At 68.1% G+C, this 17,072-nt stretch carries 19 protein-coding genes and 1 tRNA gene; 12 read left to right on the forward strand and 8 right to left on the reverse strand.

All coding sequences use genetic code 11. The features are described 5' to 3' along the window. The coding region (locus tag ACLQ6X_RS01180; RefSeq protein WP_411698332.1) for a galactose-1-phosphate uridylyltransferase at positions 1-867 on the reverse strand (867 nt) is incomplete at its 3' end. Between the two features lie 62 nt (positions 868-929). Between ACLQ6X_RS01180 and ACLQ6X_RS01185 the strand changes: the two genes are divergently transcribed. The 4 genes from ACLQ6X_RS01185 (at position 930) to ACLQ6X_RS01200 (ending at position 4,394) form a co-directional block, all read left to right on the forward strand. Beyond that, on the forward strand, positions 930-1,727 hold the full coding sequence (locus ACLQ6X_RS01185; protein WP_411698333.1) for a DeoR/GlpR family DNA-binding transcription regulator: 798 nt from the start codon (positions 930-932) through the stop codon (positions 1,725-1,727). Positions 1,728-1,736: 9 nt separating this feature from the next. After that, a complete protein-coding gene (locus ACLQ6X_RS01190) occupies positions 1,737-2,660 on the forward strand; it encodes an aldose 1-epimerase family protein (protein WP_411698334.1) in 924 nt (307 codons plus the stop codon). A gap of 205 nt (positions 2,661-2,865) precedes the next feature. Beyond that, a complete protein-coding gene (locus ACLQ6X_RS01195; RefSeq protein WP_411698335.1) occupies positions 2,866-3,927 on the forward strand; it encodes a VIT1/CCC1 transporter family protein in 1,062 nt (353 codons plus the stop codon). 23 nt (positions 3,928-3,950) lie between these two features. Beyond that, positions 3,951-4,394, forward strand: coding sequence for a hypothetical protein (locus tag ACLQ6X_RS01200; protein WP_411698336.1), 444 nt, complete (start codon positions 3,951-3,953; stop codon positions 4,392-4,394). On the opposite strand, the gene ACLQ6X_RS01205 is transcribed toward ACLQ6X_RS01200, so the two are convergent. Next, positions 4,349-4,711: an ATP-dependent DNA ligase gene (locus ACLQ6X_RS01205; RefSeq protein WP_411698337.1), complete on the reverse strand. Its 363-nt coding sequence runs from the start codon at positions 4,709-4,711 to the stop codon at positions 4,349-4,351. The genes ACLQ6X_RS01200 and ACLQ6X_RS01205 overlap by 46 nt on opposite strands. Positions 4,712-4,967: 256 nt before the next feature. Here ACLQ6X_RS01205 and ACLQ6X_RS01210 point away from each other — a divergent pair, with 256 nt between their 5' ends. From ACLQ6X_RS01210 to ACLQ6X_RS01225, 4 genes are all read left to right on the forward strand, one after another. After that, positions 4,968-5,678: an SGNH/GDSL hydrolase family protein gene (locus tag ACLQ6X_RS01210; protein WP_411698338.1), complete on the forward strand. Its 711-nt coding sequence runs from the start codon at positions 4,968-4,970 to the stop codon at positions 5,676-5,678. Continuing rightward, a complete protein-coding gene (locus tag ACLQ6X_RS01215) occupies positions 5,629-6,306 on the forward strand; it encodes a nucleoside/nucleotide kinase family protein (protein WP_411698339.1) in 678 nt (225 codons plus the stop codon). Before ACLQ6X_RS01210 ends, ACLQ6X_RS01215 begins: the two co-directional genes overlap by 50 nt. Before the next feature lie 101 nt (positions 6,307-6,407). Continuing rightward, positions 6,408-6,665, forward strand: a complete 258-nt coding sequence (locus tag ACLQ6X_RS01220; RefSeq protein ID WP_411698340.1) for a hypothetical protein — start codon at positions 6,408-6,410, stop codon at positions 6,663-6,665. A gap of 44 nt (positions 6,666-6,709) precedes the next feature. Then, entirely contained in the window at positions 6,710-7,324 is a 615-nt protein-coding gene (locus tag ACLQ6X_RS01225) for an esterase/lipase family protein (protein ID WP_411698341.1), read from the forward strand. A gap of 10 nt (positions 7,325-7,334) precedes the next feature. Here the strand turns inward: ACLQ6X_RS01225 and ACLQ6X_RS01230 are convergent, their stop codons facing one another. Next, positions 7,335-8,120 (reverse strand): alpha/beta fold hydrolase, encoded by a 786-nt coding sequence (locus ACLQ6X_RS01230; protein ID WP_411698342.1) that lies wholly within the window; start codon positions 8,118-8,120, stop codon positions 7,335-7,337. Positions 8,121-8,201: 81 nt separating this feature from the next. On the opposite strand from ACLQ6X_RS01230, the gene ACLQ6X_RS01235 reads away from it, so the two are divergent. Then, positions 8,202-10,202 (forward strand): diguanylate cyclase domain-containing protein, encoded by a 2,001-nt coding sequence (locus ACLQ6X_RS01235; RefSeq protein ID WP_411698350.1) that lies wholly within the window; start codon positions 8,202-8,204, stop codon positions 10,200-10,202. 5 nt (positions 10,203-10,207) lie between these two features. On the opposite strand, the gene ACLQ6X_RS01240 is transcribed toward ACLQ6X_RS01235, so the two are convergent. Next, entirely contained in the window at positions 10,208-11,197 is a 990-nt protein-coding gene (locus ACLQ6X_RS01240) for a hypothetical protein (protein ID WP_411698343.1), read from the reverse strand. Positions 11,198-11,354: 157 nt separating this feature from the next. Further along, positions 11,355-11,427 (reverse strand) — tRNA-Lys (locus ACLQ6X_RS01245). A gap of 25 nt (positions 11,428-11,452) precedes the next feature. Here ACLQ6X_RS01245 and ACLQ6X_RS01250 point away from each other — a divergent pair. The 3 genes from ACLQ6X_RS01250 to ACLQ6X_RS01260 all read left to right on the forward strand — a co-directional run bounded on the left by ACLQ6X_RS01250 (position 11,453) and on the right by ACLQ6X_RS01260 (position 13,711). After that, positions 11,453-12,082 carry a DNA-directed RNA polymerase subunit beta gene (locus ACLQ6X_RS01250; protein ID WP_411698344.1) on the forward strand — a complete coding sequence of 210 codons (630 nt, stop codon included), beginning with the start codon at positions 11,453-11,455 and terminating at the stop codon, positions 12,080-12,082. A gap of 172 nt (positions 12,083-12,254) precedes the next feature. Next, positions 12,255-12,857: a sigma-70 family RNA polymerase sigma factor gene (locus ACLQ6X_RS01255; RefSeq protein WP_411698345.1), complete on the forward strand. Its 603-nt coding sequence runs from the start codon at positions 12,255-12,257 to the stop codon at positions 12,855-12,857. After that, positions 12,854-13,711: an anti-sigma factor domain-containing protein gene (locus ACLQ6X_RS01260; RefSeq protein ID WP_411698346.1), complete on the forward strand. Its 858-nt coding sequence runs from the start codon at positions 12,854-12,856 to the stop codon at positions 13,709-13,711. Before ACLQ6X_RS01255 ends, ACLQ6X_RS01260 begins: the two co-directional genes overlap by 4 nt. 382 nt (positions 13,712-14,093) lie before the next feature. Here the strand turns inward: ACLQ6X_RS01260 and pstB are convergent, their stop codons facing one another. Genes pstB through pstC form a run of 3 tightly spaced genes read right to left on the reverse strand, consistent with a single transcriptional unit; the run spans position 14,094 to position 16,944 of the window. After that, positions 14,094-14,873, reverse strand: a complete 780-nt coding sequence (pstB, locus tag ACLQ6X_RS01265) for a phosphate ABC transporter ATP-binding protein PstB (RefSeq protein ID WP_411698347.1) — start codon at positions 14,871-14,873, stop codon at positions 14,094-14,096. 32 nt (positions 14,874-14,905) lie between these two features. Continuing rightward, complete coding sequence (gene pstA, locus ACLQ6X_RS01270; protein WP_411698348.1) at positions 14,906-16,006, reverse strand: phosphate ABC transporter permease PstA; 1,101 nt, start codon at positions 16,004-16,006, stop codon at positions 14,906-14,908. Beyond that, entirely contained in the window at positions 16,006-16,944 is a 939-nt protein-coding gene (gene pstC / locus ACLQ6X_RS01275) for a phosphate ABC transporter permease subunit PstC (RefSeq protein ID WP_411698349.1), read from the reverse strand. The genes pstA and pstC overlap by 1 nt, the downstream gene beginning before the upstream one ends. Positions 16,945-17,072 lie beyond the last annotated feature (128 nt).

Genomic DNA, 17,072 nt, shown 5'->3' on the forward strand with positions numbered 1-17,072 from the left:
GCGCAGCAGCGTCAGGTACAGGCCGGCGAGCTCGTCGCGCTCCTCGGTGTTCGTCGCCGCGAAGTCGGGGATGTGGCGGTGCGGCAGCATGTGCACCTCGATGGGCCAGCGGGCCGCGAAGGGAACGTAGGCGGTCCAGTGCTCGCCCGAGATCACGACGCGTTCGGATGCCCGTTCGCTCTCGAGAATGGATTCGAACAGATGGGGGCCGAATTTCTCGATCGACTCGACAAGCCTCTTCGTGCGCGGCGTCACGTAGGGGTACGAGTAGATCTGCCCGTGCGGGTGCAGCAGGGTGACGCCGATGGCCTCGCCGCGGTTCTCGAACGGGAACACCTGCTGGATTCCGGGCATCGCCGACAGTGCGGCCGTGCGGTCGGCCCACGCCTCGATCACGGTGCGGGCGCGCGACTCGGTCTGGCTGCCGAACGAGCCCTCGTGCTCGGGGCTGAAGCACACGACCTCGCAGCGGCCGATCGACGGCAGCGTGCGGCCGAGCCCGATCTGATCGAGGTCGTCGAGCGTGTACTCGGCGCCGATGGCCGGCCCGAACGAGGGGGAGCGGTTCTCGAAGACCGCTACGTCGTAGTTGCTCGGCACCTCCGACGGGTTGGTGGGCGTCGCGGGGGCCAGCGGGTCCTGGTCGGCCGGCGGCAGGAACACGCGGTTCTGGCGCGCCGAGGCGATCGAGATCCACTCGCCGGTGAGCGGGTCCTGGCGCATGGTCGCCGTCTGCGGCCGTGGGTCGAGCACGCGGGCGTCGACGGCGCGGTCGGGGCCGAGCGTGGTGTCCGCGTCGTCGAAGTAGATGAGCTCTCGCCCGTCGGCCAGGATGGTGGGGCGCTTTACGATCACCGGATCTGTCATGCTATTACGATAACGAAAGACTGGCTTTTCTTTTCGTAAATATTCGCAAGGAGCAAACGACGATGACGGACGATTCTGCCCCCACGGTCATCCGGCGCGAGCGGCTGCTGCAGGACATCGTCGACCGGGGCTTCCTGCGGGTCGCCGACGCGAGCATCGAGCTGGGCGTGAGCGCGGTGACCGTGCGCTCCGACCTGAGCGCGCTCGAGCTCGCCGGCAGCATCGTGCGGGTGCACGGCGGCGCGATGCCGCGCGGCTCGGGCAACGCCGGGGAGTCGTCGTTCGAGTCGTCGCTGGCCCGCGAGGCCGCCGCCAAGCTGGCCATCGGACGCCGCGCCGCCGCAATGGTGAAGTCGGGCCAGAGCGTGCTGCTCGACGTGGGCACGACCGCGCTCGCCGTCGCCCACGCGCTCGCGCGGCGCAGCGACCTGAGCGACGTGCTGGTCGTGACGAACGGGCTGTCGATCGCCCTCGCACTCGAGCCCGGCATGCCACGGCTCACCGTGGTGGTCACGGGTGGCACCCTGCGCCCCCTGCAGCACTCGCTCGTCAACCCGTTCGCGTCGGCCTTCCTCGAGAGCCTGCACGGCGACATCGCCTTCATCGGCTGCAACGGAGTCGACCCCGAGGTGGGCGTGACCAACGTCAACCTGCCCGAGGCCGAGGTGAAGCGCCGCATGATGCAGTCGGCGGCCCGGCGCGTGCTCGTCGCCGACGCCTCGAAGCTGGGCAGCCGCCGGCTCGGCAACGTGGGGCCCCTCTCCGACTTCGAGTCGCTCGTGACCGCGGGCGGGCCGGATGCCGCTGTCGTCGCGCGGCTGGAGACCGCCGGTCTGCACGTCATCGACGCCGACAACTAGGCTGAAGAAATGCGTGCACCCACCGGAGAACAATTCGTCTTGACCCGCGCCACCGCGACGGGCTCGTCGACCGCCATCATCACCGAGGTCGCCGCGTCGTTGCGCACCTTCCAGATCGACGGTGTCGACCTCACCGAGCCGTACGCGGAAGACCGCACGCCGCCGTTCGGCGACGGCATCGTGCTCGCGCCCTGGCCGAACCGGGTCGAAGACGGCATCTGGATGCTCGACGGCAAGCGCCAGCACCTCGACATCACCGAGCCGGCCAGACACAACGCCATCCACGGGCTGCTGCGCTCGACCGCCTATCGCGTGACCGAGCAGTCCGAGTCATCCGTCACCCTCAACGCCACCGTCTACCCGCAGCACGGCTACCCCTTCATGATCGACACGAGCGTCACCTACGAGCTCGTCGACGGCGGCCTCACCGTGACGCACTCGCTGCACAACGCCTCGGCCGCGAAGGCGCCGGTGGCCGTGGGCACGCACCCGTTCTTCCGTATCGGCGACGTGCCCACCGGCGATCTCACACTGCGCCTCACCGCCGCGACCCGTTTCGAGACCGACGACCGGCTCATCCCGGTCGCCGAGAACCCGGTGGACGGCACGAACTTCGACCTCCGCGACGGACGCCTCGTCGGCGACCTCTACCTCGACGACGCGTTCGGCGGCGTGGTGTTCACCGGGGGCGAGAGCGTCAGCTCGCTGACCGCGCCCGACGGCCGCCGCCTCGAGCTCTGGCAAGACGAGAGCCACCCCTACGTGCAGGTCTTTACGACCCGCAAGTTCCCGAAAGATGGCGGCCTCGGGCTCGCCGTCGCCATCGAGCCGATGACCGCCGCCCCCAACGCGCTCAACACGGGTGCCGGGCTGAAGTGGCTCGAGCCCGACGAGAAGTGGGTCGTTCGCTGGGGCATCCGCTACTCTGGGTAGCAACGAAGGGGAGTAGTTCCCTCAGCCGGTCTCGACCGGCTATGGCGCGAGACATCGACATACTGGTTCGTCACGACGACGCACCCGGTGCTCCACCTCGGTGATATCACTCACCAGGCGAACGAGACCTTCGGTCAGAATCTTGACTGGCCGAGGTTTTTCGTACCCGAAAATCGTTCGGCCGGCCCTAGCCGAAGGAGCGCCCGTGGCCGCCCCAACCCCCTCCACCATCCGCCGATGGCGCAAGTACCTCGCCGACGAACGCGCGGAAGCGGCGGTGTACCGCGACCTCGCGAGCCGACGCACGGGCGAAGAGCGCGACATTCTGCTCGCCCTCGCCGAGGCCGAAGCGCGTCACGAGGCGCATTGGCTGGCGCTGCTCGGCGACAACGTCGGACGGCCGCACGCCGGTGAGATCCGCACGCGGGCCCTCGGATGGCTCGCCCGACGTTTCGGCTCGGTGTTCGTTCTCGCCCTCGCGCAACGGGCGGAGGCCCGCTCGCCCTACGAGGGCGACATCGACGCGACGCCCGCGATGGCCGCTGACGAGCGTATCCACGAGGAGGTCGTGCGCGGCCTCGCCACCCGCGGACGCAACCGCCTCTCCGGCACGTTCCGCGCCGCGGTGTTCGGCGCGAACGACGGTCTCGTCAGCAACCTCGCCCTCGTGCTCGGCATCGGCGCGACGGGTGTCTCGACCCCGATCATCCTGGCGACCGGGCTCGCGGGCCTGCTGGCGGGGGCGCTGTCGATGGGCGCCGGCGAGTTCGTCTCGATCCGCAGCCAGCGCGAGCTGCTCGCGGCATCCGACCCCAATCCGGAGACCCGCTCCGCGCTCCCGCACCTCGACGTCGACGCGAACGAGCTCTCCCTCGTCTACCGCGCCCGCGGCATGGACGAGAACGCGGCCGTCGCGCACGCCGCCGAGGTGCTGCGCGACCTCTCCGTCGACCATTCGGCGGGCGACACCGTCGACGAGCACGAGGAGATCGGATCGGCGCTCGGGGCCGCGGTCTCGAGCTTCCTGTTCTTCGCCTCGGGCGCGATCATCCCCGTGCTTCCGTACCTGTTCGGCCTGCAGGGGCTCGCGGCCGTGGTGCTCTCGTCGGCGCTGGTCGGCGTCGCCCTGCTCGGCACCGGTGCCGTCACGGGTCTGCTCTCGGGCGGCCCGCCCCTCAAGCGGGCGCTGCGGCAGCTGGCGATCGGATTCGGGGCCGCCGGCGCCACCTACCTGCTCGGCCTGGCGTTCGGGGTCAGCGCTGCGTAACGACGGCGACGCATAATGAAGCGATGATCTCGATCGAACTGGCCAGGGCGCTGCGCGACTCCGACCTCGTCTGGCGACCCGTGCGCGGCGACAACTTCTGCATCGACAGGGTCGAGGCCGACGCCGAGATCTACACGCTCAGCGACATGACGGTCGAGGCGCACGAGTTCTCGAGCGGCACGGTACTCGGTTTCAACGGCACGACCGAGTGGGCGCTCGACTCTGTGGCGCTCGACGACGCCCTGTGGCTGCCGCGCGAAGACCAGCTGCGCGAGCTGCTGGGCATGGCTTTCCGGTCGCTCGAGCGGGTGCCGAGCATCGAGGCGATCGGTGCGGTGAGACTCGACGGCAGCGCCTACCGGCTGACCGCCGTCGTCGCGGGCGAGCCGCGCGCGTTCGAGGCGCCGGATGCCGCGGACGCCTACGCCCGTGCGCTGCTGGCGCTGCTCGACGACCTCGCTGTCTGAACCGGAACCGGCCCGGGCGTCGGGTCGGGCTCCGGAGTCACGACGAGGCCCTGCGAGCTGTTCGACGAGAGCGTGAGAGTGGCGAGCCACTCGCGGTTCAACGTGGGCGGCTTGCTGCCGTGGAACTTGAAATGCAGGGGGATCGACGGGTGCAGCCAGAGTGAACTGCGCCCTCCGCCGCCGTCGTTCGACTCACGCCACGACATGGAGAAGCTTTCTCCGCGACGCAGTTTCTGCACGATCACGACGTGTAGGTGGGCGAGCAGGCGGTCGTCGAAGTCCGCCTCGAAGCCGTCGTAGGTAAGCAGTCCCATCATTCCCCCAACGCAGAGTTGACGCGGGCATCGAATGGCAGCAGCAAAGCCGCCGACGGGTAGTGAGTCGAATTTCGGGTACTCGTCTCGATACTCAAATCGCGGGTGTGAGACAAACCATAGCGATTAAAGCTCGCCTTGGCATCCCCCTATTTTTCCGCGCTGATATGACCTTCAATCCACCTCGGCGCGTTGCGTCGGCCTGTCGGCCAGCCGAATTGGCTACCATGTTCGTCAGGCCGAACAAATTGGAACCGCCATGACGAGAAAACGTGTGCTGCTCGCCGCGGGCGCGGCGATTCTGCTCGCGGTCGGCATCAACGCCACCACCGCTGTCTGGCCCGTCACCACCATCGCGGAGGGACGAGTCGGCCCGACCGTTCCCGGTGTCGTTGTGCCGCCGCCGACGACCCTTCCAACGACCCCGACGACGTTCGCCGTCATCGGAGACTCGATCTCCGCGCGCGCGAGTCGCGCCGGTCTCGACATGAGCGGCGGATCCTGGACCACCTACGCGTCGCAGGGCGGCGCGGAGTTCGTCGCCGAAGGCTGGGCGCAGAGCGGCGCGAAACTCCTCGAGATGACCACCAACGCCGCGCCGGTAACCGCCGACGTCCTGGTCGTACTCGCCGGCACCAACGACCTCGACGGGGTACTGACCATCGAGAACCGGCTCGGGCTGGTGACCGAGATCGTCGAGAAGGCCGGTGCTGAGCGCGTCATCCTCTCTGCCGTGCCGCCCCTCGACCGCGACCCGGCCGCGTCCACCGCCTGGAACGCCGCGCTGCAGAAACTGGCCGCAGACAACGCGTGGAGATTCGTCGACCCGTGGCAGACGATGCGCACGCCCGAGGGCACCTACGCGCCGTCCTACACGCCCGACGGCATCCATCCGTCGGTGCAGGCGGCCGCGATCGCCGGTGAGGCGCTGCGCGTCGCCATCGTGGCGATCCCGTCGATGGAGGCCTGAGCTGCTCGTCGAACGCGCGCTCACACTCGCCACACCCGGGTCTCGCGTCATCATCGGGATCACCGGTAGCCCGGGTGCCGGCAAGACGACGCTGGCGAGAGAGCTGGTCGCGGGAATCAACAGCGGTTCGGATGTCGCGCGCGCCGCGTATCTGCCGATGGACGGGTTCCACCTCGCGAACGTCACCCTCGACCGTCTCGGTCTGCGGGGGCGCAAGGGCGCCATCGAGACGTTCGACGGCTGGGGATTCGTGGCGTTGCTCGAACGTCTGCTCGTCGAACGCGACCACGACGTCTTCGCGCCGAGCTTCGAACGCACGGTCGACGAGGGCATCGCCGGCGAGGTGGTGATCCCGCCGGAGGCCGACATCGTGGTCGTCGAAGGCAACTACCTGCTCGTCGACCGGCCGCCGTGGGACCGCATCGCGGGGCTGCTGGCCGAGACCTGGTTTTGCGAGACCGGTGCCGATGAGCGCCTTGCCCGGCTCGTCGTCCGGCACTCGGAGCACGGCCGCAGCCCAGAAGCGGCGCTCGAATGGGCGAGTACGGTCGACGGCGCGAACGCGCTGCTCATCGAGGCGACGAAAGAGCGTGCCGATCTCGTGGTCTCCGGCACAGCAGCCATCTGATCGCACCCCGCTCCGTGCCAAAAGTCCAGCCTGCGCGCGATATCGGTGCCCGACCTAGTCTGGAATTCGGACGCGAGGGCGTCCGAACAGACGGAGGCCTCATGAATCTCGGAAAGTACGGCTCATATCCGCTGCCGGCGGGCGTTCGCCGCTCGTTCGGCGTCGACACCGCGGGGCAGCTCGCCGACCAGCTGGGCGTGAAGGGCGAAATCACCGACGACCTGGCGCGTGACGCGGAGACGGCCTACGCGGCGTACAACCGCGGCGACCTCCAGGCGGTTCGGGAGTTCCTCACCACGAAGCTCGGGGTCGACGACGCCGTCGCCGACGACGCGGTGGCGAAACTCGCGGCATCCTGATCTTTCGCGCGCTCGCCTGGTGGGCCGCCGACTATGCGTACGCGGTGATCTGGCAGGCACGCGCCCTGTTCAACCGCACCGACCCAGCGGGGTTCCTGTCGGGCGGTCTGACGCCGATCGTCGTGGTGCCCGGCGTCTGGGAATCGTGGAAGTTCCTGCAGCCGCTCGTGACGAGCATGCACGAGCGCGGTCATCCCGTTCACGTGGTGCGGCTGCTGCACTCGAACAGCCGGCCGGTGATGGACGAGGCCGCACACGTCGACGCCTATCTTGACGAGCACGACCTCACCGACGTGCTGCTGGTCGCGCACAGCAAGGGCGGGCTCATCGGCAAGTACGTCATGGTCAAGGGATCCTCGGCGGGGCGGGTGCGCGGCATGGTCGCCGTCGCGACCCCCTTCAGCGGTTCGCGGTACGCCCGATACCTGTTTCTGCCGAGCCTGCGTATCTTCTCGCCGAAAGACGCGGTGATCGTCTCGTTGGCCCGCGAGCTGGTGGTCAACGAGCGCATCGTCTCGGTGTTCGGCGCGTTCGATCCGCACATCCCCGGCGGCAGCTACCTTCAGGGCGCGAAGAACGTGCGCCTCGACACCGGGGGGCACTTCCGCGTGCTTGCCCACCCCCGCGTGATCGCCGAAGTGACCCGAATGGCCGCCTGACCGGCGGGTGTCAGAGCGGCCGCGCGTCCTCATCGACGAACGCGAGGATGGCCGCGGCGGTGGCGGCGGGGTTGGAGTGCACCACGTTGTGGCGGTGGCCCGGGATGGTCGCAACGCGCCCGTCGGGCGCCAGCAGGCTCAACTCCCGGCACCAGCGGGCGTCGGCGATCGGGTCGTTGCCGCCGCGGACGATCAACACCGGGTGTCTCACCCCGGTGATCCCGCGGTCGGTGGCGTAGTCGCGCATGGCAACCGCCTCGATCAGGAACCACGGAATACCGCACCGCACGTAGTCGATCGCGACCATCAGCTGGGTGGCAGGGGGTTCCAGCAGGGAATCCCGCAGCAGCACGAGGGACTGCGCCGTGAGCGTGGGTTTGTGCGAGTCGACCACCGGGCCGACGAGCACGACGTGCGAGACCGACTCCGGGCTCTGGCGTGCGAGTTCCACGGCGAACTGCGCGCCCATCGAGTGGCCGACCACGACGACCGGGCCGAGGTCGAGCCGCCCGAGCGCGCGCCGCACGATCGCGGCGTACTGCTCGACCGACGCCCTGTGCCGGGGCCGGTCGCGGGCCCGCGCCAGCTCGCCGAACCCCGGGAGGTCGAAAGAGACCACGCGGCCCCGCCGTGAGAGGTGACGGGCGAGCCCGGTGAACTCGCGGTGGGAGAGACCGATCCCGTGCAATAGAAGGAATGTCGGACCCGGTCGTCCCGCCGACGAGGGAACGCTGAACGCGCGTGGCACGACGTCACCCATCGGGTGCGGGCGCTGGGATACTCTGGGGTCAGTCACTCCGCCATCGTAGGCGCGCGAGTCGCCCGCCCCGGCCGTGACCTGGAGAAAGAATCGAGTCACGTGCCATCTGGCCCCTTTGTGTTATCGGAGGACGAGCGCCTACGCCTCGAGGAGTGCGTCCGGGAGCCGATCCGGGCGCCGGGGGCGATCCAGCCCCACGGGGCTCTGCTCGCCGTTGCGCCCGACACGCTGGAAATCATGTACGCCTCCGACAACTGCGCGGTCGTACTCGGAATCGACGCCCGGCTTCTGCTCGGCCGGCCGCTCAGCGCGGTCACCGGCGAATCGTGGGCGCAAGAGCACGTCGATCCGAACGTGGAGACGGCGACCGACGGCAACCCGCGAGCCCTGGAACTCGGTGCCAAGCGATTCGAAGTGATCGTGCACCACGACGGGCCGTTCTCGATCGTCGAGTTCGAACCGGTCGATAGCGACTACGGCGACCGCATGGCCGTCGCCGTGTACGGGGCGATGCACCGCCTCGCCCGCCTGCGCACGCAGGGTGGTCTGTGGCAGGCGACCGCGCGCGAGTTGTGCAAGCTCACCCTGTTCGAGCGGGTCACGATCTACTCGTTCCACCCCGACGGCCACGGCGAGATCGTCGCCGAAGAGCTCGAGGAAGGGATGGAGCCCTACCTCGGCCTGCACTTCCCGGCATCCGACATCCCCGAGCAGGCCCGCCAGCTCTACCTGACCAAACTCTCGCGCCTGATCGTCGACAACTCGGGTGCGACGTCCGAGCTGCTGACGCTGGCACCGGCCGACGGGAGCGAGCCGGCCCCGCTCGACCTGAGCGCCGCCGAACTGCGCAGCGTCTCGCCGCACCACCTGCAGTTCATGCGCAACATGGGGCAGGCGTCGACGCTGTCACTGTCTCTCGTGCGCGACGGGCGGCTGATCGGCATGATCACCCTGGCGCAGAGCACGACGCACAAGGTGCCCTACGCGCTGCGACAGGGCCTCGAGGTGCTCGCGAACCAGGTCGCCCTGCAACTGCAGTCGATGGACGAGATCGACCGGCTCACGGCGCAGGTGCACGTGCGCAGTATCCGGGCCCAGCTCGTCGACCAGTCAGGCGTCACCGAATCGACCAACACGTCGGACATCGCCGCCGCCCTCTTCGAAGGCAACCTCACGGTTCTCAACCTGGTGCCGGCAAGCGGCGCTGTTCTGAGCCTCGCCGACTCGATCACCACGATCGGCGATGTGCCCCCGCTGGAAGCCATCGGCTACCTGGACCGTTGGGCGAAGTCGAACGTCGTCGGCAAGAGCTACTCCACCGAGCGGCTTCCCGCCGCGCATCCCGACCTCGCCGAGCGACTCGTCGGCGTCACGGGTCTGCTCTATGTGCCGCTTCCCGGCACTGGCGATTTCATCGCGTGGTTCCGCCCCGAGATCACCGACGACGTGCGCTGGCTGGGCGACCAGACCCCGGGCAACCGCGTGACGACGCTCTCCCCGCGCACGTCGTTCTCGGCGTGGACCGAGAGCGTCACGGGCAAGAGCGAGCCGTGGAACGGGCTCGAACGGGAAGCCGAAGAACTCAGCCGTGACCTCGCGGGCGCGATGGTCCGCCTCGCGGAAGCGAAACTCGCCGCCCTCGCGATGAGCGACGCGCTCACCGGCCTCCCCAACCGTCGGATGCTGATGGACCGCCTGTCGAAGGCGCTCTCCATTCCCCTCGAATCCGGCGAGACGACGGTGCTCTTCATCGACCTCGACTCCTTCAAGCAGATCAACGACACGCACGGCCACGACTTCGGCGACCAGGTGCTGCTGCACGCCTCGCAACGGATTCTCGAGAGCACCCGCGCCGGCGACACGGTCGCACGACTCGGCGGCGACGAGTTCGTCGTGCTCTGCGAGACCACGAACCGCGAAGAGGCCGGCGTGATCGCGGGCCGCATCATCGAGGCGATCCGCGATCCCATCGTCGTGAACGGCGTGGCGCTGAGCGTCACAGCCTCGGTGGGCATCGCCGGCGCGAGCATCGCGTCGTCGGCCGAAGAGCTGCTGCGCGGCGCGGATGTCGCCATGTACCGGGCCAAGTCGATGGGGCGCGACCAGGTCGCCCGCTAGCGCTCCTATCCTTGCGCTAGCTCGGCGAGCATCGCGTCGAGCTCCGACCGGTTGTCGGTGATGAACCGGTTTTCGCGGTCGGCCTGCACCGCGATCTTCTCGGTGTCGTAGTCGACCGTCTCGGCACACCGGAAGTCGGCCAGCGCGAGCTCGATCTCGTAGGCACGCCATTCGGCCCGCAGGTCGTCGGAGGGTTCGTCGGTCGCGCCGCCGTCCCAGTAGTCGGTGGACTGCGAGAAGACGGCGTCGGCGGCCGACTGCCGCTTGGCCAGACCGCCGTATCCGGCATCGTCCATACACGCCGACCATTCCGCGTCGATGGGCGCCATCGCCGGATCGGTCAGCTGGTCCTGTTCGAGCGCGTTCATCGCGGCCACCAGCGGCGCGTACCGTTCGGTCTGCGTCGGGTCGTCGCCCATCACCTCGTGCTGTGCGGCACCCTGACACCCGGCCGTCTCCCAGTCGTAGGCGGGCGCCTCGCCGTCCTTCATCGCCTCCAACGACTCAGCGTCTGGCCCCGGGATCTGCAGTGCCCTGTAGTAGGCCGCCTGTTCCGTCTCGGAGAGGCCGGCCACGTACTCCTGATTCGGATCCTCCGCCGAGACCTGCGCGTCGATCTCCCGGGTCTCTTCGTCGGTCGGGAACGCCCCGTAGCCGTGCTCGGCCACCCAGTCCTCCGTGCCCCAGCCCTCCTCGTAGCTCCCGACGGTGCTGTCGGGCGTCTGGTCGATCGGGGTGTAGTCGAAACCCTCCGCCGCCATGCAGGCGGCCACCAGTTCTTCGACCCTCTCCCGCTTCTCGACCTCGTCTCGCGCGTCGTACACGCCGTACATCGCATCCCAGTAGGGGCTGAACGGCGTCTTCGTCTCGGGCTGGGCGGCGGCGACGCGGTCGTCGTGTGGCTGCGACCCGGGGCCTTCCGCCGCGCAGCCCGCGAGCGCGAGAGTCGCGGCGACGGCCAGAACGGCGGTGGTGGTGAGCAGGCTGTGGCGCATGAAAGATCCTCCGGTGGTGTGGATTCTCACGCTAGGTGTGCCCCCTGGAACGCCTCATCGCCCTTTCGGCTCGAGTGAGCGGCAGGCGTCATCCGAAAGTTCGAAAGTGCGGACACAAAAAGGCGGGACCCGCGCCGAAGCGCGGATCCCGCAGGGGTGGGCCCCGTCGGGCTCGAACCGACGACCCACGGATTAAAAGTCCGATGCTCTACCAACTGAGCTAGAGGCCCTTGGTATTAAATGTAGCGTGTACTGGTGACCGATGAGTTCCATAAGCCGACCCAGTACTCCGGCGACAAGTTCGACACCTTCGAAGGCGGCGAAGATCCCGCCCAGATCCTGCGGATCGCGCACGACACCGCCCACGCGCTGGTCGCCCGCGCGCGGTCGTCGAACGATCCGGCCGTCGTCGAGCGCCTCGTCGCGTACACCGACGAGCACGGCGTCGACGCGCTGTCCGAGCTGTGGGCGCGGTCGAGTGCGAAGAGCCTCCCTGGCGCGCTGTGGCGTATCTATCTGATCAGATTGCTCATTCGCCAAGATCCGGATGGCACGTCCTATCTGTTCCAACGCGGCAGCGAGGTTCTCGGCACCATCGACGCCGCCGTAGCGGGGGCGCCCATGCCCACCGGTCCCGACGAGATCACCGAGCTCGCCGACGAGATCCTGCGCGGGCTGTTCCGCGGCGACTTCGCCACGGCGCTCGACCGGGCGGCCGCGTTCTGCCGCATCACCGCGGCGGGGTGCGTGAGCGTCGCCGACGACGTCGATCTCATCACGCCCGAGCGGGGCAGTGAGCTCACCACCCGCGCGCTTCGGCTCACCCTCACAGGCGACGAGTTGAGCACCTGCGCCCGACTGGACCGTGCGGGAAGTCTGGACTGAGGTCGCATCCAGCTTCGATGCGGGTAAAATAGAACCCGCCGGGCCGCGGTAACCCCGGGCTCCACTAATAGCCGCTTCGAGCGGCCTTGCGCCGAGAGGCGTTCTGCGGCCCGGCACCTCACGTCTTGGTATCGGCACCCATCCGATTCACGTATCGCGCCGAACTACTGTCATGCTTATGCTCGTGACCCGCGAGACCGACGACCACCAGGACCTCGGTTCTGGCGAACCCCCCACTCAAAACCAGCTTCTGGCGCGCGTCGCCGAGGGGGATCAGGCCGCGTTCGCCGAACTGTACGACCAGATCGCCCCACGGGTGCTCGGGCTCGTGCGCCGCCTGCTGCGCGACCATGCGCAGTCGGAGGAGGTTACGCAGGAGATCTTCCTGGAGATCTGGCAGACCGCTACTCGCTACGACCCCGCCAAGGGTGGCGCCTCCACCTGGATCATGACCATGGCCCACCGCCGCGCCGTCGACCGGGTGCGCGCATCACAGGCTTCGCGTGACCGGGATACCAAAATCGGCATTCGTGACTACGATGCGGATTACGACAACGTATCTGACACCGTTCAGACCCGCATCGAACACGAAAGGGTGGAAAAGGCAATGCTCCGACTGACCGAACTGCAGCGCCAAGCCGTCTCTCTCGCGTACTACGGCGGGTATAGCCACAGCGAGGTGGCGAACATGCTGAGCGTTCCGATCGGAACAGTGAAGACCAGACTGCGCGACGGGATGATCCGTCTGCGCGACGAACTGGGGGTGGCATCGTGAACGACGACACACGCGATTCGGCCGACGATTCGGCCACGCTTTTGGGAGCCTACGTGCTGAATGCCCTGTCCATCGAGGAGCGTGCGGCGTTCGAGGCCCACCTCGCCGAGTCTGAGACCCTGCGCCACGAGACGACCGAACTGGCCGACACCGCGGTGCTGCTGGGCGGAGCAATCGCTCCCGTGCAGCCCTCCGCCGCCCTGAAGGCCAACATCATGGGCCTCATCGCGACGACCCCGCAGCTTCCGCCCCTCTCGGGTCCGGTAGCGGTTGAACCGGATGCCGCAGCGACCGTCACCCCGCTCGTCGCCGTGCCGGCGCCCGCTCAGGCCACGCCCGCCCAGACTGCGCCCGCGCTCACGCCGGCCGGGCAGAAGGCTCAGAGCCGCTGGTTCACCCGGCCCGCCGTCGCCCTCGTGTCCGCCGCTGCGGTCCTCGGACTGATCCTCGGCGGCGGAGTGCTCGTCAACACGATCGGCGAGTCGCAGACGCAGCAGCTCGCGGCCGACCAGCTCGCCGCGATCAACGCGTCCCGCGACATGCAGCAGGCGGTCGCCGAGGTCGAGGGCGGCGGCACGGCCACGCTGGTCTGGTCGAACGAGCTCGCCAGTTCGGCGATGATCGTCGACGGCCTGCCCGCGCTTCCCTCCGACAAGGTCTACGAGCTCTGGTACATCGACACCGAGAGCGTCGCCCGCCCCGCCGGAACGTTCGGCGTCGGCGAGAACGGCGCCACCTGGCGCGTGCTTGAAGGCGAGATGCACTCCGGTGACACCGTGGGCGTCACAGTGGAGCCCAGCGGCGGCTCCGACACCCCCACGACGGCCCCGATCGTCGCCATCGCCAGCGCGTAGCCACACCCGGTCCCTCGCAACTCAGGCAGAATCGCGGATGCCGCGGCGCCCGCCCCGCATCGTGCGGGTCCGCCGGCTCCCGGGACAATCCAGCCTGAGTTACGCGACCGGCGTTCGTCATTCAGGACGGATCACACGTGCGGCCGCTCCCGCCGGCGTGATCACGTCGGCCTGCCATGCCCGCGCCCCGGATCATCCTGAATCACGGACACGAACCGCCACCCTTTTCGCAACTCAGGCAGAATCGCGGATGCCGCGGCGCCCGCCCCGCATTGGCGGGGTTCCGCGCACAGCCGCTCACGTTCTGCCTGAGTTGCGCGAACACGCTTAACGAAAGAACGCCCCGCGGCGGCGGGGCGTTCTTCGTGGTGCTGGCGGCTCGTTATCCGAACTTGCCCGAGACGTAGTCCTCGGTCGCCTGAACGCTGGGCTTCGAGAACATGGTCGCGGTGTCGTCGTACTCGATGAGCTTGCCGGGGGCACCGGTTCCGGCGATGTTGAAGAACGCCGTCTTGTCGGAGACGCGCGACGCCTGCTGCATGTTGTGGGTCACGATCACGATCGTGTAGTCGGTCTTCAGCTCTTCGATGAGGTCTTCGATCGCGAGGGTCGAGATCGGGTCGAGGGCCGAGCACGGCTCGTCCATGAGGATGACCTCGGGGGAGACGGCGATCGCGCGGGCGATGCACAGACGCTGCTGCTGACCGCCGGAGAGGCCCGATCCGGGCAGTGCCAGGCGGTCCTTCACCTCTTTCCAGAGGTTTGCGCCCTGCAGGCTCTTCTCGACGAGGTCGTCGCCCTCGCTCTTCGACATGCGCGTGTTGTTGAGCTTGACGCCGGCGAGAACGTTGTCGCGGATCGACATGGTCGGGAACGGGTTGGGACGCTGGAAGACCATGCCCACCTGGCGGCGAACCAGCACCGGGTCGACGCCGGCCGCGTAGAGGTTGTTGCCGTCGATGCGTACCTCGCCCTCGACGCGTGCGCCGGGGATGACCTCGTGCATGCGGTTGAGCGTGCGCAGGAAGGTGGACTTGCCGCAACCGCTCGGACCGATGAAGGCGGTGACGGTGCGGGGTTCGATCGTCAACGTGACATCCTCTACAGCCTTGAACTTGCTGTAGTAGACGTTGAGGTCGTTGACTTCAATGCGCTTGGACACTTAGTTTCCTTATGTTCTGCTGGCCGGTGAGGCTAGCGGCCGAGCTTGGGGGAGAAGATCCGGGCGATGAGACGGGCGATGAGGTTGAGCACCATAACGATCACGATGAGGGTGAGCGCTCCGGCCCATGCGCGGTCGAGATAGGGCTGGATGTCGGTTCCGGGGTTCGCGTACTGGGTGTACACGAACACCGGCAGCGACATCATCTTCTCGTCGAACAGGTTGTAGTTCATGCTGGCGGTGAAGCCGGCGATGATGAGTAGCGGCGCGGTCTCGCCGATCACGCGCGAGATGGCCAGCGTGACGCCGGTCGTGATGCCCGCGATCGAGGTGGGGATGACGATCTTGAGGATCGTGAGCCACTTCGGAACACCCAGTGCATAGGATGCCTCGCGCAGTTCGTTCGGCACCAGCTTGAGCATTTCCTCGCTCGAGCGCACTACGACGGGAACCATCAGCAGCGAGAGCGCGATGGATCCGCCCAGACCGAAGCGGATGCCCGGGTCGTCGAACAGGAGCGAGAAGAAGGCGAAGGCGAAGAGGCCGGCGACGATCGACGGGATGCCCGTCATGACGTCGACGAAGAACGTGATCGCGCGGGCGAGCTGGCCGCGGCCGTACTCGACGAGGTAGATCGCGGTGAGCAGGCCGATCGGAACCGAGATGAGGGTCGCTGCGCCGGTGATGAGCAACGTGCCCATGATGGCGTGCAGGGCGCCGCCGCCCTCGCCGACGACGTTGCGCATCGACTGCGAGAAGAAGGCGAGGTCGAAGCGGGCCGTGCCGTTGACGAGCACGGTGAAGAGCAGCGACACGAGCGGTAGCAGCGCGATGATGAACGCGGTCGCGACGAGAGACGTGACGAGACGGTCGCGGGCCTGGCGCGCACCCTCGACGAGATAGGTGACCGCGAAGATCAGCACGTCGAAGAGGATGGTGCCGAGGAACAGCGCAGCGGCGATGTTGAACTCGGTCTCGCCCGCCATCGCGATGATCGCGAAGACGACGATGAAGACGAGCCAGCTGAGGGCGAGCAGCGCCCACGGCGCCCAGCGGGGCAGGCGGCCTGACGTGAGCGCGTTCGTGGTGGGGGTGCTGGATTCCACGGGAGGCGTGGCCGTTGCGGTGCTCACTAGTTGGCTCCAGAGAACGCCTTGCGGCGGTTGATGACTACGCGGGCGATGGAGTTGATCACGAAGGTGATGGCGAACAGGATGAGGCCCGTCGCGATGAGCGCGTTAACGCCGACGCCGTGGGCCTCGGGGAAGTTGAGCGCGATGTTGCCGGCGATCGTCGGCGAGTTGGTCGAGCTCGTGAGTACGAAGCTGATGACGAGCGCGGGCGACAGCACCATCGCGACCACCATCGTCTCGCCGAGCGCTCGCCCGAGGCCGAGCATCGCCGCCGAGATCATGCCGGGTCGGCCGAACGGCAGCACCGCCATCTGGATCATTTCCCAGCGCGTGGCGCCGAGAGCCAACGCGGCCTCCTCGTGCAGTGTCGGAGTCTGCAGGAAGACCTCGCGGGTGACAGCGGTGATGATCGGGATGATCATCACCGCCAGCACGATGGCGACGGTGAGCACGGTGCGGCCGGTGCCGGAGACGGGCGGGGTGAAGAGCGGGAACCAGCCGAAGTTGTCGACCAGCCAGTTGTAGAGCGGGGTGACGGCGGGGGCGAGGACCTTGATGCCCCAGAGGCCGAAGACCACCGAAGGGACCGCGGCGAGCAGGTCGATGATGTAGCCGAGCGTCTGAGCCACACGGCGGGGCGCGTAGTGCGAGATGAACAGCGCGATACCGATCGAGACCGGCAGGGCCATGAGCAGGGCCAGGAAGGCCGCCCAGACGGTGCCGAAGGCGAGCGGCGCGACGAACTCCCAGAAACTCGACGGCGAGCCCTTGAGTTCGGCGGGATCGGCCATCAGAGCGGGGATGCTCTGGGCGATCAGGAAGACGGCAACAGCGGCGAGAGCCACAAGGATGATGACACCCGCGGTTACCGTGCTCGTTGTGAAGATGCGGTCCCCGAGCCGGAGCTTGGCTCTAGGCGACACTCGTTCTGTCGTCATTCGTGTTCCGGGACCCGTCTGCTGGTAGTGGCGAAGAGGTGCGAACCTGAGGCTGTCGGGGGGGGGGGTAACCCCCCCCCACCCGCAAAAAGGGGGGGTGTTTTTTATTTTTAGCCGAGCTGGCCCGG

This window comes from Conyzicola sp., assembly GCF_046714715.1.
In the GTDB taxonomy this organism is placed as follows: Bacteria; Actinomycetota; Actinomycetes; order Actinomycetales; family Microbacteriaceae; genus Conyzicola.

Coding starts and splice junctions, on each gene's coding strand:
- ACLQ6X_RS01185 (WP_411698333.1), top strand. CDS start 930: ATGACGGACGATTCTGCCCCCACGGTCATCCGGCGCGAGCGGCTGCTG.
- ACLQ6X_RS01240 (WP_411698343.1), bottom strand. CDS start 11,197: ATGCGCCACAGCCTGCTCACCACCACCGCCGTTCTGGCCGTCGCCGCG.
- ACLQ6X_RS01210 (WP_411698338.1), top strand. CDS start 4,968: ATGACGAGAAAACGTGTGCTGCTCGCCGCGGGCGCGGCGATTCTGCTC.
- ACLQ6X_RS01205 (WP_411698337.1), bottom strand. CDS start 4,711: ATGATGGGACTGCTTACCTACGACGGCTTCGAGGCGGACTTCGACGAC.
- ACLQ6X_RS01200 (WP_411698336.1), top strand. CDS start 3,951: ATGATCTCGATCGAACTGGCCAGGGCGCTGCGCGACTCCGACCTCGTC.
- ACLQ6X_RS01220 (WP_411698340.1), top strand. CDS start 6,408: ATGAATCTCGGAAAGTACGGCTCATATCCGCTGCCGGCGGGCGTTCGC.
- pstC (WP_411698349.1), bottom strand. CDS start 16,944: ATGACGACAGAACGAGTGTCGCCTAGAGCCAAGCTCCGGCTCGGGGAC.
- ACLQ6X_RS01255 (WP_411698345.1), top strand. CDS start 12,255: ATGCTTATGCTCGTGACCCGCGAGACCGACGACCACCAGGACCTCGGT.
- ACLQ6X_RS01190 (WP_411698334.1), top strand. CDS start 1,737: ATGCGTGCACCCACCGGAGAACAATTCGTCTTGACCCGCGCCACCGCG.